This is a genomic window from Hydrogenobacter sp. (assembly GCA_041287335.1).
Lineage (GTDB): Bacteria > Aquificota > Aquificia > Aquificales > Aquificaceae > Hydrogenobacter.
Genome location: JBEULM010000019.1, coordinates 1 through 15,372, shown reverse-complemented (window position 1 = coordinate 15,372; position 15,372 = coordinate 1). Strand labels below are relative to the sequence as shown.

At 42.7% G+C, this 15,372-nt stretch carries 13 protein-coding genes and 1 tRNA gene; 10 read left to right on the top strand and 4 right to left on the bottom strand.

Annotated elements, in window-relative coordinates; translation table 11 throughout:
- Positions 1-2: 2 nt before the first annotated feature.
- From ABWK04_02265 to ABWK04_02225, 9 genes are all read left to right on the top strand, one after another.
- A tRNA-Glu gene (locus ABWK04_02265) sits at positions 3-78 on the top strand.
- A gap of 19 nt (positions 79-97) precedes the next feature.
- Positions 98-2,452: a DNA topoisomerase (ATP-hydrolyzing) subunit B gene (gene gyrB / locus ABWK04_02260; protein MEZ0360712.1), complete on the top strand. Its 2,355-nt coding sequence runs from the start codon at positions 98-100 to the stop codon at positions 2,450-2,452.
- Positions 2,445-3,245, top strand: a complete 801-nt coding sequence (locus tag ABWK04_02255) for a universal stress protein (GenBank protein ID MEZ0360711.1) — start codon at positions 2,445-2,447, stop codon at positions 3,243-3,245. The genes gyrB and ABWK04_02255 overlap by 8 nt, the downstream gene beginning before the upstream one ends.
- A gap of 1 nt (position 3,246) precedes the next feature.
- Complete coding sequence (gene rsmI, locus ABWK04_02250) at positions 3,247-3,915, top strand: 16S rRNA (cytidine(1402)-2'-O)-methyltransferase (protein MEZ0360710.1); 669 nt, start codon at positions 3,247-3,249, stop codon at positions 3,913-3,915.
- A 3-nt stretch (positions 3,916-3,918) separates the two neighbouring features.
- Complete coding sequence (locus ABWK04_02245) at positions 3,919-4,575, top strand: hypothetical protein (protein MEZ0360709.1); 657 nt, start codon at positions 3,919-3,921, stop codon at positions 4,573-4,575.
- A gap of 23 nt (positions 4,576-4,598) precedes the next feature.
- On the top strand, positions 4,599-5,603 hold the full coding sequence (gene bioB / locus ABWK04_02240) for a biotin synthase BioB (protein MEZ0360708.1): 1,005 nt from the start codon (positions 4,599-4,601) through the stop codon (positions 5,601-5,603).
- Positions 5,600-6,208 (top strand): lipoate--protein ligase, encoded by a 609-nt coding sequence (locus ABWK04_02235; protein ID MEZ0360707.1) that lies wholly within the window; start codon positions 5,600-5,602, stop codon positions 6,206-6,208. The genes bioB and ABWK04_02235 overlap by 4 nt, the downstream gene beginning before the upstream one ends.
- A gap of 8 nt (positions 6,209-6,216) precedes the next feature.
- On the top strand, positions 6,217-8,454 hold the full coding sequence (infB, locus tag ABWK04_02230; protein MEZ0360706.1) for a translation initiation factor IF-2: 2,238 nt from the start codon (positions 6,217-6,219) through the stop codon (positions 8,452-8,454).
- Positions 8,418-9,074, top strand: a complete 657-nt coding sequence (locus ABWK04_02225; protein MEZ0360705.1) for a 7-carboxy-7-deazaguanine synthase QueE — start codon at positions 8,418-8,420, stop codon at positions 9,072-9,074. The genes infB and ABWK04_02225 overlap by 37 nt, the downstream gene beginning before the upstream one ends.
- On the opposite strand, the gene ABWK04_02220 is transcribed toward ABWK04_02225, so the two are convergent.
- Genes ABWK04_02220 through hemC form a run of 3 tightly spaced genes read right to left on the bottom strand, consistent with a single transcriptional unit; the run spans position 9,058 to position 12,783 of the window.
- Entirely contained in the window at positions 9,058-10,251 is a 1,194-nt protein-coding gene (locus tag ABWK04_02220; protein ID MEZ0360704.1) for an N-acetylmuramoyl-L-alanine amidase, read from the bottom strand. The two genes, ABWK04_02225 and ABWK04_02220, sit on opposite strands and share 17 nt — an antisense overlap.
- Positions 10,223-11,881 (bottom strand): ATP-binding protein, encoded by a 1,659-nt coding sequence (locus ABWK04_02215; GenBank protein MEZ0360703.1) that lies wholly within the window; start codon positions 11,879-11,881, stop codon positions 10,223-10,225. Before ABWK04_02215 ends, ABWK04_02220 begins: the two co-directional genes overlap by 29 nt.
- Positions 11,869-12,783, bottom strand: a complete 915-nt coding sequence (gene hemC, locus ABWK04_02210) for a hydroxymethylbilane synthase (protein ID MEZ0360702.1) — start codon at positions 12,781-12,783, stop codon at positions 11,869-11,871. Before hemC ends, ABWK04_02215 begins: the two co-directional genes overlap by 13 nt.
- A gap of 29 nt (positions 12,784-12,812) precedes the next feature.
- Between hemC and polX the strand changes: the two genes are divergently transcribed.
- Positions 12,813-14,555: a DNA polymerase/3'-5' exonuclease PolX gene (gene polX, locus ABWK04_02205; protein MEZ0360701.1), complete on the top strand. Its 1,743-nt coding sequence runs from the start codon at positions 12,813-12,815 to the stop codon at positions 14,553-14,555.
- On the opposite strand, the gene ABWK04_02200 is transcribed toward polX, so the two are convergent.
- Positions 14,548-15,372: 2-dehydropantoate 2-reductase (locus ABWK04_02200; GenBank protein MEZ0360700.1), on the bottom strand; the 825-nt coding region annotated here is incomplete at its 5' end. The genes polX and ABWK04_02200 overlap by 8 nt on opposite strands.

The following is a 15,372-nucleotide window of genomic DNA, read 5'->3' as shown; positions in this document are numbered from 1 at the left end:
TAGCCCCCATCGTCTAGCCCGGTCTAGGACACCGCCCTTTCAAGGCGGAGATCGCGGGTTCGAATCCCGCTGGGGGTGCTTCTCTTAACTGTGAAAAATGGAGAGATATCAAGCTGAAGACATAAAAGCTGTTACAGGGCTTCAACACGTCCGTCTCAGACCATCCATGTACATAGGTGATGTGGGAGAGAGGGGACTGCATCACCTGCTTTGGGAAATCTTGGACAACGCAGTTGACGAACATGTGGCTGGCTACGCAAAAAGTATAAGTGTAGTAATACACGAGGATGGTTCCGTAAGCGTTGAGGATGATGGGAGGGGCATACCTGTAGATATACATCCTGAGACGGGAATACCGGCAGTGGAAATGGTTTTTACAATGCTGGGAGCAGGTGGAAAGTTTGACAAGAAAGTTTACAGATATTCAGGTGGTCTTCACGGTGTAGGGGCATCCGTCGTAAATGCACTTTCTGAATGGCTCGCTGTGGAGGTTTACAGAGACGGAAAAATATACAGACAGGAGTATAGCAGGGGAGAACCTATTTATCCACTAAGAGTTATAGGGACAACTCCCAAAAGAGGCACAAAGGTGACCTTCAAACCTGATCCAGATATCTTTGAAACTACAAAGATAAAACTTGACCTCGTAGAAAGGAGGGTGAGGGAACTTGCCTATTTGAATCCGGACTGTAGCTTCAGACTCCTTGATGAAAGAAGCGGTAAGGAGTTCTTTTACAAGTTTGACAAAGGTATAGAAGAACTTGTTAAGTTTCTGTCTACAGGTAAAGAACCGCTTTTTGATGAGGTGATAAGAGTAAAAGAAGAGAGGGAAGGCGTAGATGTGGATATAGCTTTTATCTATACCAAGGATTACAGGGAATCGGTGGAAAGCTTTGTAAACAACATAAAAACAGTAGAAGGTGGAACGCACATAACGGGTTTTAGAAGTGGACTTACGAAAGCGGTAATGAGGTCGCTACCAAGTATAAAGCTACAGAAAGAATTGAGAGAAGCTGTAACTGGGGAAGATTTGAGGGAAGGGCTTGTGGCTGTGGTATCCTGTAAGGTGCCTGATCCCCAGTTTGAAGGACAGACCAAGACCAAGCTTGGAAATCAGAATGTAAAGAGCATAGTAGAATCCATCGTTTACGAGCAGTTATCCCGGTACTTTGATGAAAACAGGGACATATACAGGAAGATAGTAGAAAAAGCTGTAGAAGCAGCATTGGCTAGGGAGGCTGCCAAAAAAGCTAAGGAACTCGTGAGGAGAAAATCTCCTTTGGAAGATACCACATTGCCCGGTAAACTGGCTGACTGCTCGGAGAAAGATCCGCAAAAGTGTGAACTTTTCATAGTTGAAGGTGAATCTGCAGGAGGCTCAGCTAAGCAAGGAAGGGATAGGAGGACACAAGCCATACTACCGCTAAGGGGAAAGATCCTCAACGTTGAAAAGGCGAGACTTGATAAAGTTTTTTCTAACGAGGAGATAAAAGCCATAGTCAGCTCTATGGGGTGCGGGATAGGCGATGACACTGATCTCTCCAAGCTCAGATACCACAAGATTATCCTCATGACAGATGCAGATGTTGATGGTTCGCACATAAGAACCTTGCTTTTGACCTTCTTTTACAGATACATGCCTAAACTCATAGAAGCGGGTCACCTGTACATAGCACAGCCTCCACTTTACAGGCTAAAGAAAGGAAAGACGGTTCTGTATCTGAAAGATGACAGAGAACTTGAGCATACCCTTATGGAACACATAAAGAGTTATGGTACGCTCATAGATGCCAAAGGCAGGGAGTATCAAGGTGATGATCTACTAAAGCTATTGAAAGGATTAAAAGAGTTTGAAGAAAATTATAGGTATTTGGTAAGAAGAAAGGGAGAAGGTGTACTGTCCGCCCTGATCGCAATTAGGATTAGCGAAGATGACTTGAGAAATGAGGTAATTTTAAAAGAAAAGGTAGGCGCATTGAGAGAGAAACTTCAAGATTACAACATAGAAGCGAGATACGACAAATTAAGTAGTGCTTACGATCTTCTGCTAACGGATACTAAAACGGGCAAGCGCGTAATAGTAGATGCGGAATTTCTATCGTCTTTGGCATACAAATCCGTACTTTCGGGCTTTGATCTTCAACTTCCCGTTGTTATAAAGTTTGAAAAGAAAAGCAAAACTGTGAGCGACGTACATCAAGTACTTAGCTCTTTCATGGATCTCGCCAAGGAAGGCTTTGAGGTGCAAAGATACAAGGGCTTGGGAGAGATGAACCCAGAACAGTTGTGGGAGACTACCATGAATCCTGCCACCAGAAGGCTTCTGAAGATAAGCATAGAGGATGCGGCGGAAGCTGACAGAATATTTAGCATACTTATGGGTGAAGATGTGGAACCCAGAAGGGAGTTTATAGAGACTTACGCAAGGGAGGTGAGAAATCTGGATGTTTAAAAGAATACTCGTGGGGGTGGATGGTTCTAAAGCTGGATGGACAGCAAGCAGTTACGCTTTTGATTTTGCAAAAAAGATGGATCTCCCAGTTGTAGGTATTCACATAATAGACGAAAGGCTAATAGAGGAAAGTTTTCTTGAGGACCTTGCTGGAGTTTTAGGCTTCACCTTTTACTATGGCGTATCTGCAAAGGTTAAGGAGTTTTTGGAAACCCAAGCGGACACGCTTTTGCATGAATTTTTAAGTTTGGGACGGCAGGAAGGGTTGAAGATCTCTTCCTTTCAAACTGTTGGTGTACCTTACAAAGAGATAGTCTCTCAGGCAGATAAGGAAGACGTGATCTTTATTGGGAAGAGGGGAAAAAAACCTATGGAAGGCTTCCTTTTGGGATCAAACGCGGAAATGGTAGCGAGAAGGTCACCGTGCAGTTTATTCCTTTCCCCGGAGGAAAAAAGGAGCATAAGAAGGATTTGTATCGCTTACGATGGACGCGAGATATCAAAAAAAGGTTTAGAAATGGCTAAGTATCTTAAGAAGTTTTTTGAGTTTGAACTATACGCGATAAGGGTAGTTGAGGAAAAGCTTGAAGAGGATATTCCGAAAGATGTGGATAGCTATGAGTGTTTGAGAGGACTTCCCGAAGAGAAGATCGTGGAATACTGTAAGGAAAAGGATATGGATCTTCTCATTATGGGTGCCTTCTCAAAAGGCAGGTTTAAGGAATTTCTATTTGGTAGCATCACATCCTTTGTCCTGCACCATCTTGAAATACCCATCCTTTTGGTGAAGTGATATGGGAAAACTTTACGTAGTTGCCACACCTATAGGAAACCTAAAGGATATAACACTCAGAGCGTTAGAAGTACTAAAAGAGGTCAGTTTTATAGCCTGTGAAGACACAAGAAGAACGAGCATTCTCCTAAATCACTATAAGATAGAGGGTAAAAAGCTTCTCTCTTATTACGAGCCAAAAGAAAGCGTACAAGTGCCTAAGATATTGAAGCTCCTTGAAAGGGAAGATGTGGCTTTGGTAACCGATGCAGGTACACCAAGTATATCCGACCCGGGTTACAAGCTTATAAAGGCGTGTATAGACAAAGGTATACAGGTAGAAGTAATTCCAGGACCGAGCGCAGTTATGACAGCACTCGTGGGTTCTGGATTACCAACGGATAGATTTTTGTTCGTAGGATTTTTACCAAGAAAAGGTCTTAGCGGATTTTTTGAAGATATAAAGAACTACCAGGATACAACCGTAGTAGCCTTTGAGTCACCAAATCGTGTCCTGAAAAGCTTGGAGATCATGAAAGGTATTTTCGGAGGAGATCTGCAGGTATGCGTGGCGAGAGAACTTACCAAAATACACGAGGAGTTTCTAAGAGGGAAACTTTCAGAAGTCTACGAAGACCTTTCCTCAAGAGGGGAAATAAAGGGAGAGATAGTGATCCTCTGGAGGCAGTGATAGATGTATTATGTGTTACCGTCAAGCAAAAGACAGTCCAGGCTGAAAGCCGGTCAGTATATAGGTACTTTTGAAGAGAGATTTGCGCACCTTCACCAAAAAGCTGAAAGATTGATACGATGCTTTGGTGTGTACGGAGAACCTTTGCCACTTTGGAGAAGGTTCAAAAACAGATTTTGGGATAGCCTTGAGTACTGGGTGCTTCCACCTGCAGTTCAAAAACGTATAAACGATAGATCCCTCGTACTTTCGCCTCTTTTTGGTATCGCTTCTGTGGAAAGTCCAATCCCAGAGTATCACTTCGGTTGGGAGGACATATGCGAAGGTGTAAAGGTAAAAGATTACTGGATCCAAGACATAAAGAACCTCACAAGGAAGCTTTTTGAGGGTAAGAAGGTAGTACTCTTTGTAGGTAAGGAAACAGCTTTGCTGGAACTTTCTACAGCCGAGCGGGTGATTACCTTTGAGTATTACAGAGGTGAGAAAAAAGTGAGAAATCCCATGCGCCACAGAGCTTTTACTCTTCGTTACATAGCTGAGATGGATCTGGCGCTTGAAGACTTTTCCAAGATAAACTTCTACGACTATAGCGTAAATGATGTCATACAGAAAGGGAAAAAAATTCTTTTTGTGTTGCGAAGTGAAGGAAGATACATATAATATCACCACATAGGAGGAATGCTATGGATAAATTTGAGAAGTTTATCATAGATGTAGGAGAAAAAGCCCTGAAGTATGAGCCTTTAACAAAAGATGAAGCCCTTTCTATACTTAGATTGCCGGATGAGTATGTGGCTTTTCTGGTATACACAGCGCAGAAGGTGAAAAACGCCTTTTTTGTACCTTCAAAGGTGGAGTTTTGTTCTATCATAAATGCTAAAAGCGGGGCTTGTTCGGAAGATTGTAAGTTCTGCGCTCAGTCCAAGTTTTATAAGACACCTATAAACATATACCCCCTCGTTCCAAAGGAAGAGATACTGGAAGGTGCATACAGAGGTGTGGAGTTTGGAGCAAACAGATATTGCGTGGTATTGAGCGGGAAAAGTGCATCACATGATGAGGTAGAGAGAATTGCGGATGCAGTAAAACAAATAAAGCAGGTAGAGAGATTACCTATAAATGTGTGCGTTTCAGCAGGTACACTTGATGAAGAGGATCTTCTAAAGCTCAAATCTGCTGGTGTAAAGCGCATAAATCATAATCTTGAAACATCGGAGAGGTTTTTCACAAACATAGTCACGACTCACACATGGAGGGAACGGTATGAAACGATAAAGCGTATAAAATCCGTTGGGCTTTCCACGTGCTGTGGTGGTATATTCGGTATGGGTGAAACTGACGAAGATAGGGTAGATCTGGCACTCACCTACAGGAAACTTGAAGTGGACTCTATACCCCTGAACTTTCTCATGCCCATAGAAGGTACACCTCTACAGGAAGCTCCCGGAGTTAATCCCATTGAAGCTCTGAAGATCATAGCAATGTTTAGGCTCACTAATCCTAAAGCTGAACTTAGATTGTGCGGAGGGAGAGAACAAACGCTACGAGACTTTCATGGTATGGCTGTTTTAATGACAAACGCCATGATGGTAGGAGGGTATCTTACCCGTGCGGGAAGGGATATAAAAAAGGACTATCAGCTACTCAAGGACATGAAGGCTGAAAGACTGCACACTATACTTGAATGATAGAGGTAAAAACCGGTGCAGAGAATATGATCATAGACTGGGAAAATCTGATAGCTCTTGAGGAGGGGAGGGGAAAGCCTACCAGCAGGATATACATGTGGAGCGAACCCACCATCAGCATAGGTTATTCTCAAGAACCGAGGGAATTTTCTGTACCGGTTGTGAGAAGACCAACAGGCGGAGGTGCATTACTACACGGATGGGACATATCTTTTTCTTTGGTAGATTATAGGGAAAGGTGGGGAAAGAGCTTTACCGATATATACAGGAATTTCAGCGAAAAGCTTGCTAACGCCCTGAGAGTTTTTGATATCCGCATAGAGATATGCAAACAGAAAGGAGGTTACGGCGATCGCTACTTTTGCTTTTTCTTCCCTACCTTCGGAGAGTTGACAGTCGGAGGGAGAAAGTTCGTAGCGTGCGCTATGAGAACTTTGAGGGAAGCTTTTCTAATACACGGGAGTATCTTTATTAACCTTGATTACGAAAGAGCGAGTGAAATAATACACATACCAAAGGATCATCTCATGGAACGATTGGTGTGCGCAAATGAGATAGGTCTCAGTATGGAAGAGATTTTGCAAGCGCTACTTAAAAGCTTATAATTAATCCTATGAGCAAAGTGAGGTTGCAGGACGTAGCTAAGGAATTAGGTAAAAGTGTAAAGGATATAAGGGATCTTTTAAAAACTTACGGAATAGAAAAATCTAACTTTTCACATCTTGAGGAGGAGGAGCTACAGATCATATACGATAATTTCACCGCAGAAAAGGAGGAGGATAAGGAACAAAAACCGCAAGAGACGAAAAAGGAGGAAATTAGAACCGAAAAGAGGGAAGAAAAACCACACACTGTGGAAAGTCCAAAGAGGTATAGAAAAGATGAGGCAAAACCTGAGTTTCGTAGCAAAAAGGAGGTAAAACCAAAACCTCCACAGAAAACCTCTCCAGCTTTGTCAGTGCCCAAGGAACAGAAAGTGGAGGAAAAACCCAAAAAGGAAACGCCTGTAGAAAAGAAGATTAGTAAAGAGGAACAGCAGCTCCTTAAAAAGCTTGAGCAGCAGATAGAAAAAAAGAAAAAGGAAGAAAATAAAGAGGAAGAACTGAAAATAGTTGAGATACCGCAGATAGTTACAGTGAGGGAACTCTCCGAAATACTTAAAATCCCACCTCACCAGGTGATGGCTGAACTTCTCAAGAGAGGTATCCTCGCCACAATAAACCAGACTATACCTTCCGATGTTGCTCTATCTATAGCTGAAAGTATGGGTTTTCTTGCGGAAATAAAAAAGATGGAAGAGAAAATACAGGAGGAAGAGGAAAGGGAGGAAGAGAGGAATCTCCAACCCAGATCACCTGTAGTGGTAGTTATGGGACACGTTGATCACGGAAAGACAACTCTTCTTGATGCTGTTCGTAAGACAAACGTGGCACAGAGGGAAAAGGGAGGTATAACCCAGCACATAGGCGCATCAGTGGTTGAGCTTTCGGACGGAAGAAAGATAACTTTTTTAGATACACCGGGTCACGAAGCCTTCACATCTTTGAGAGCGAGAGGTGCGCAGGTAACTGATATAGCTGTGCTCGTAGTTGCTGCGGATGACGGAGTTATGCCTCAAACGGTGGAAGCTATAAACCATGCAAGAGCTTTCAACGTACCTATTTTAGTGGCTGTAAACAAAATAGACAAGCCGGGAGCCGATCCTCAAAGGGTGAGGAGGGAACTTTCTGAGCTTGGACTTATACCTGAAGAATGGGGAGGAGACACTATATTCGTGGATGTTTCTGCAAAGACCGGTCAGAATATACAGCAGCTCCTTGAGTACATACTGCTTTTAGCCGAAATGCTTGAACTTAAAGCCGACCCTACCAAGAAGGCAAAGGGTACCATCATAGAATCAAGATTGGACAAACAGAGGGGGGTAGTAGCTACCGTTTTGATACAGGACGGTACCCTCAACGTGGGTGATATATTCGTGGCTGGAACAACTTACGGCAAGGTCAGAGCTATGATAGATGACAAGGGGAAGAGATTAAAGTCTGCAGGTCCATCCACACCTGTAGAGGTACTCGGTTTTGAAGAACTTCCTATGGCGGGGGATACTTTCAAGGTTGTAGATGATGAAAGAACGGCAAGGCAGATAGCCGAAGCGAGAAAACTCCAAAAGGAACATGTGGAAAAGGTATCAAAAGGTTTAGTCTTGGAAGAGGTGTTTAAGAAAATACAGGAGGGGGAAATAACTCAGTTGAGGCTTGTGGTAAAGGCAGATACGGTAGGCTCTTTGGAAGCTATAAAAAAATCTCTATCTGAAATCTCATCCCAAGAAGTAACCGTTAAAATCATACATGGAGACGTTGGTGGTATTACCGAAAACGATGTTATGCTTGCAAAAGCGAGTGGTGCTATAGTTATAGGCTTCAACGTAAGACCCGATGTGAAAGCCAAAGAAACTGCGGAACGGGAAAAGGTGGACGTGAGACTTTACGGCATAATCTACGAATTGGTAGATGACGTAAAGAAAGCACTAAAAGGTATGCTAAAGCCTGTAGAGAGGGAGGTCATTTTAGGATCCGCTGAGGTCAGAGCTGTCTTTAAGATAAAGTCGGTAGGGAATGTAGCCGGTTGTTACGTACTTGAAGGAAAAGTTGTCAGGAATGCCAAAGCGAGACTTATAAGAAACGGTGTGGTCATATATGACGGTAAGATAGAGGGTTTAAAGAGATTCAAAGAGGATGCGCAGGAAGTATCAAAGGGATACGAATGTGGTATAAAGCTGAAAGATTACAACGATATAAAGGTGGGTGACGTAATAGAATGCTACGAGATAAGGTTAGAACAGGCACAGCTTTGATCATAAACGAGATATATCCGAGCGTGCAGGGAGAAGGTTTGCTTATAGGGACCCCTTGTATTCTCGTAAGGTTTCAGGGATGCAATTTGAGATGCCCATGGTGTGATCAGCCTTCAGCCCTGTCTTTCAAAAAACCTAATGCGAATATAGATGATATTTTAGAAGAGATAGCTAAATACCCACAAAGACATGTGGTCCTAACGGGAGGAGAACCCTTCGCTCAACCGTCTCTGCATCTTTTAATTTACGAACTCCTAAGCAGAGGATACTCGGTTCAGATAGAGACAAACGGTACACTGTGGAACGAAAAGCTAAAAGATGTTGCAACTTTGTTACACATAACATGTTCACCCAAAGCCGTAGTAAACTGGTACGTACATCCTTCAATACTTCAAAGCGCAAAGGAGTTGAAGTTTGTTGTTGACGATGAACTCTCCATACATGCATTGAAGAGAAAGGATTTTCTTCCCTTCCTTGAAAGAAAGCTGATAGTACTCCAGCCGGAAAGTAACAAAGTAAAGTTTCTCTTAAAGGCACTGGAGATTCAAGAACACCTCCTTAAAGAGGGCTACACTGTTAGGGTAATACCTCAAACACATAAGCTCATTGGCTTAAGGTAAGCTTATTCTCGGTTGGGAAGAAGTAGTTTACTACTGCTCTGTATATGGCGTAAGCGAATTTGTCCTGAAAGTCCCTGTCGGCCATAAGCGTAGCCTCATCAGGATTCGTTATAAAACCTACTTCTACGAGAACCGACGGTATGCCAGGGGTTTTTAACACAGCAAAGCCAGCTCTTTGTATTCCTCTAAACTCTACTTCCCTACCCAATTCCCTTGCTACGCTTTTGGCTATCTTCTCAGCAAAAGATACACTCTCATAAAGGGTAACATCCATAGCAAGATCAGCAAGCACTCTCTTTGCGCTTATAGGAACATCCGAAGTACCCAAGACAAGCCTGGCGTAGCTATCGTTATCTATTATCTGACGTTTCTTCTTTCTCGCCGCATCCGATGATATAGCAAATACATAAGTACCCCCAGCGTGGTGAGAAATACCTTGAGGAGATGCGTTGGTATGTATGCTTATAAAAAGATCTGCTCTATTTCTGAGCGCTACGTTTGCCCTCTCTTGAAGAGGTATAAATGTATCGTCCTTTCTCGTCATTATAACCCTAAAGCGTCCATCCTGAGCCAGATACTGAGCCAACTTCTTAGCTATAGCGAGATTTATATCCTTCTCCTTTATGCCCATGTATCCTATAGCGCCCGGGTCATGCCCTCCGTGTCCAGCATCAACAACTATGACCCTCCTCTGCGTTATTATAGTGTTCTTCTTGCGTTCGCTTATCACCCTTTCCTTTGTGTTATCGCTGTATTGTATTACCTTAAGCACTGTGGGATCAAGTATGGCTATGAGTGCATCGTCCTCACTGTCAGCTTGGGCTTTATCACTACCCTTACTTTTAAACACATCTATGACGACCCTGAAAGGATCTTCCAGAGAAAAGGCTTTTACGCTGGAAAAATCCTTTTCAAACACTATCCTTGTACCGAAGGGATGTTTACCTATACGGTAGGCTATCCCTTTTGGCATCTTCAAAGAAAAGTCCTCTTGAGAAAGTATATCCACTACTATCCTCTTAGGGTCCTCAAGGAGTAAAACGCGGTAATCTACCCTGCGGTCAAAGTCCAAAACTATTCTCTCCTTATCTTGATAGTCACCGTACCTTACGCTGATCGCCTGACCGAAAGAGATACCCCAAAGCAGACTAAAAATTATTAAAATCTTCCGGTACATGCACCTCCTCCTCTACTTCCTCCTTTTTTGTAGCCCATGGAGGTCTTGGGAACCTAAATATAAGTGGTGTAGGAACATCCGGCTGATACATTATCATAGTGCCTTTTTTAAGCATTATGGCTCTTTGTCTGAAGTTCCCTATCAGAAATTCGTACTCCTTACTTAATACCTCGCTGCTATCCATCCTACCCACTATCTTTACAGCAGAGTTGGCAAGTACCCTTTTTTCTATCTCGCTTGCCGTTTGCTGAGCGCCTATCAGGATCACCCCAAGGCTTCTCCCTCTTTCAGCTATGTCAAGGACTATGTCTTTTATAGGACTCCAACCTTCTTTTGGTGCATACTTGTTAAGCTCATCAAGCACTACAAAAAGTTTCGGATAAGGGTTAGAGCTTTCTTCCTTTTCTTTAAAGATCTTTTTAAGAATGGCACCTACTACAAACATTTTGGCTATACTGTGAAGTCCGCTTATGTCTATTACGGAGAGTTTTTGCTCCTTCCATTTTACTGATGAAGACACGTTTTCCCTTATAAGCCTCCTTATTTTTTCACTAGCCCTATGAAACCTTCTCATGAAAGCATAAGCTGTTTGGAGTTGTGCATCACCAAACCAACCTTTGTACAGCTCAGAACTTTTGTTCTGCTCTTTGTCCTGAATAGCTTCCTCAAGGATTTTTTCCAGGTCTTGCAAACTCTCTATATCCCTACCGTAATCATCTATAAGTCTTCCTTCTGGACTGCGCTTTGCAAGTTCGTAGAGTTTGTTTGCCACCTTATCTATTGCGTAGTTTATGTTGGACATACCTTCTTCGCCTTCAACAAACATAAACTTTATAAGCCCCTCCTGTGCGAACTCCCTTACGCTCCAGTAGAAAGATACTACTTTATCATCAAGTCTTTCACATTCGGGAATGTGAGGGTCACTCTCTTCTGGTGGAACGTAAAAGATCACCTTTTTAAAAGGTTCAGGTTTTAGCCCAAGTCTTTCAAAAGCTTTTCTGTCCTCATCCGAAAAGACCTTATTTTTTTTATCTATCCACAAGAGATCTTTTCCCTTTACGTTGAATATAACACCGTGAACACCCTGCTTTACATCGTCAGCTTTGCTCAGCAACGAATACAAAAGAAAAAGCGCGTAAGATGTTTTTGTAGCTACACCTGACATACCAGATATACTCACGTGAGCGCCCTCTTTACCGTTAAGAAAGTGATAATTCAAATAAATCGGATCTCCACTTCTTGTAAGACCAGCCGGTATTTTAACTTTCATGTGATCGTAATAGAGCGCCTTCTCAAAATGTTTGCCAGTAGCTTTAAAAACGGGATCTCCGGGACTTGGCGGAACGAAGATTTCCGGTTCTACTCTGGTAACGTTCACCTTAGCCGTATAAGCTATATTTACGGGTATGATACCGCGCGTGACAAGATGGGCATCGTAAACTGACTCTGCACCCTCAAGGAATTTCTGCACGTCCTGAACTATTCCATAAAAGAAAACCTTAGTGTCTTTTAATGCTGTCTCCACATACACCACATCATCAAGCTGAAGGAGGTGTTCTTCCTCTATACCTATCCAGAACTCAAGGGGAGATATAGGTTTTGTTCCGAGAACTATGCCTACCTGTTCCATTCGTAAACCTCCCTAAGGATTTCCTTAGCACCTTTTCTAAGAAGCTCCTGCGCGAGCGCCTTTCCTATTTCTTCAGCACGCTTTACCTCTCCGCTCCTCATTCCTTCTATAAATTTAATTCCTTCAAGGTCAGAGACAAAACCTTTTATGAAGATATCTTCCCCTTCTATCCATGCGTAAGCACCTATTGGTACCTGACAGCCACCTTGAAGCTCTTTGAGAAAAGCCCTCTCGCATTCTGCCCTCACTCTGCTCGGAAGGTGGTCAAGCTCACTCACTATTTTTTCTATTTCTCTGTCATCTTCTCTTATCTCAATAGCCAAACAGCCTTGTCCTACCGCCGGTATAAAGTCGTATAGTACCTGTGATACCTTGTCTTCAAATCCCATTCTCTTTATGCCGGCGTAAGCCAAAATTATAGCATCGTAAAGACCATCTTGAAGTTTCCTTATCCTCGTATCCACGTTACCTCTAAGTGTTTCAACCTGAAGATCTCTTCTCCTTCTCTTTATCTGAACTTGTCTCCTTAGGGAAGAAGTGCCTATCTTGGCATTTGTGGGTAGCTCCTCAAAAGTTACATTTCCTACGGATATAAGCACATCAAAAGGATTTTCCCTTTCAGTTACAGCCCCAATCTTCAAACCTTTGGGAAGTGTCATAGGAACATCCTTTAAGGAATGGACAGCCATATCTATCTCCCCACTCAAAAGTGCATCTTCTATCTCCTTAACAAAAAGCCCCTTTCCCCCTATCTTAGCAAGAGGTACATCCAAGATCTTGTCCCCGGAAGTTGTAATAAGAACGAGTTGTACATCATGTCCCATCTGTTGTAACTTCCTTTTTATAAAGTCCGCCTGCCAAAGGGCGAGCTTACTTTTTCGTGTACCTATCTTTAACCTCATAATATCATTTTATGCACTAAATTTTTCTTATGAGCAAGAACAAAGAAATAGCTCAGATATTTGAAAAAATGGCTGACATACTCGAATTTCTCGGAGACAATCCTTACAGAATATCCACGTATAGACGTGTGGCTAATGTTCTTTCTGAGCTAAGTGTGGATGTAGAAGAACTGGTAAAAAGCGGTAAGATATATCACATACCGGGTATAGGAGAGTCAAGTATAGAAAAAATAATAGAGTACCTGAGAACAGGAAAGATATCCAGATACGAAGAGCTAAAGGGAAAAGTGCCTGAAGATCTTCTTGAGCTTATGAACGTTCCGAGCATAGGACCTAAAACATTAAAGCTCGCTTACGAAAAGCTGGGTGTCACAAGTAGGGAAGATTTTATGAGAGCGGTTAGGAGTGGTATGCTGGCAACCTTACCAGGCTTTGGGGAGAAAAAACTCCAGAACATTATGAGGGGAATTGAGCTGTGGGAAAAAAGCAAAGAGCGAATGACCCTCATAGAAGCTTACGAAATAGGTGAGGATTATATCGCTTATATGAGGGAATTGGGAGACTTAATTGAAGGTATAGAGCTTGCGGGTAGTTTGAGAAGAAGGAAGGAGACAGTTGGGGACATAGATATACTTGTATCAGCTCAGAAAGAGAACTGGAGCAAAGTACATCAGCACTTTGTGGAATTCCCTCAGGTCAAGGAAGTGCTTTTGAAGGGAGAAACCAAGTCAAGTGTGATACTAAAAAATGGAAGACAGGTAGATCTGAGAACAGTTGAGGCGCATCAATGGGGTTCAGCCCTTCAGTACTTCACAGGCTCAAAGGAGCATAACATAAGGATAAGAGATATAGCCAAAGCAAAAGGTTTAAAGATAAGCGAGTATGGGGTTTTTAAAGCTGACACAGATGAGTGGTTGGGAGGCAAAAACGAGGAGGAGGTTTATAATCTGATAGGTATGCAGATGCCTCCACCGGAAATAAGGGAGAATGCGGGTGAAGTGGAGCTTTCTCTTGAATGGAAACTTCCCAAGCTTCTTTCACGGGAAGATATAAAGGGGGACTTTCACATACACACAAACTGGAGTGACGGCATAGGCTCTTTGGAAGAGATGGTTGAAACAGCTTATCGTATAGGTCACAGATATGTGGTGATAGGTGATCACTCTCAATCCTCAAGGGTTGCAAAGGGTCTTGATATGCAAAGATACAAACAGCAGTGGAAGGAAATAGATAAGCTCAGAGAAAGGTACGAAGCTCAAGGTTTTTACATACTCAAAGGTTGTGAGGTAGACATACTTCCTGATGGAAGTCTTGATCTTCCGGATCATCTGCTTGCAGAGTTTGATTTTGTCGTTGCCTCCATACATGCGAGGTTTTCACAAAATAACACATACAGGATACTCAAGGCTATGGAAAATCCCTACGTGAACCTCATAGGACATCCTACAGGAAAGTCTTACGGCACCAGAGAGGGCTATCCCTTAGACATGGACAGGATCATAGAAGCTGCAAGAGAGACAGGTACGGCTCTTGAACTAAACACCTTCAGAGCGGATCTTTCACCTGAGAATGTTCGCAAATGTATGGAGCAGGGGGTTTTCATAGCTATAGTTACCGATGCACATGCGCCTTCACACCTTAAGTATATAGATCTCGGAGTAGGTTTGGCAAGGAGAGGCTGGGCTTTGCCTGAACTTGTTTTAAATACGAGAGATGTATGGGATATAAGAGAATTTGTTCTCAAAAAGAGGAAGCTTATGATGGCTACCTGAGGCTTTCTCTTGCCTTTATCATATCTGTTATTACCTGATTGATGGGTGCTTTTATTCCTACTTTAAAAGCAAGCTTAACTATCGCACCGTTGAGGGTATCTATCTCCGTTCTTCCCCTTTTTAGGTCTTCAAGCATGGAGGGATAATGCTCCGCAGTAGGTGGCAAAAGTTTGCTGTAAAAGTGTTCCTTGTATCTTTGAGAAGATGCGTGAAAAGTCTGTATGTTACTAACTGTCAGAACCTCAAAGATCTCATCTATTATTCCATCTATGATCTCTCTGGTGTGGGGATTTTCTGCAAGCTGCCCATAAGTTGCCGAAAACAAAGCACCGAGAGGATTTAGAGCGCAGTTGTATATAATCTTTTCCCAAAGGTACTTGTAAACTTCTCTCTCATACCTCGTGGGAATTCCAGCCTTTCTCAGAGCCTGTGCCAGATCTTTCAAAAAGGCTTCTTCTACACTACCTGAAGGGCTACCGAGTACTACATCATCCGCACATACAGTCACTTTCACACTTCCCAATTCTGAGAGCTTTGCTCCGAATATGACTCTTGAAAGGATCACTCTATCTTTTCCGAAAAGCTCTACAGCTCTTTCGTAATTGCCATAACCGTTCTGTGCTATCAAAATATAAGAGCCTTCCTTTACCAATTTGGAAACGCTCCTTAGAGCGTTTTCAGTATCATAGCTTTTTACGCAGATAATTATAACATTGGGTCTGTAAGGAATGAGAGAGACGTCATCTATCACCCTGACATTCTGCTCAAACTCACCCCATATGCCTTCAACCCTTATACTTTTGAGATCTTTTCCGGG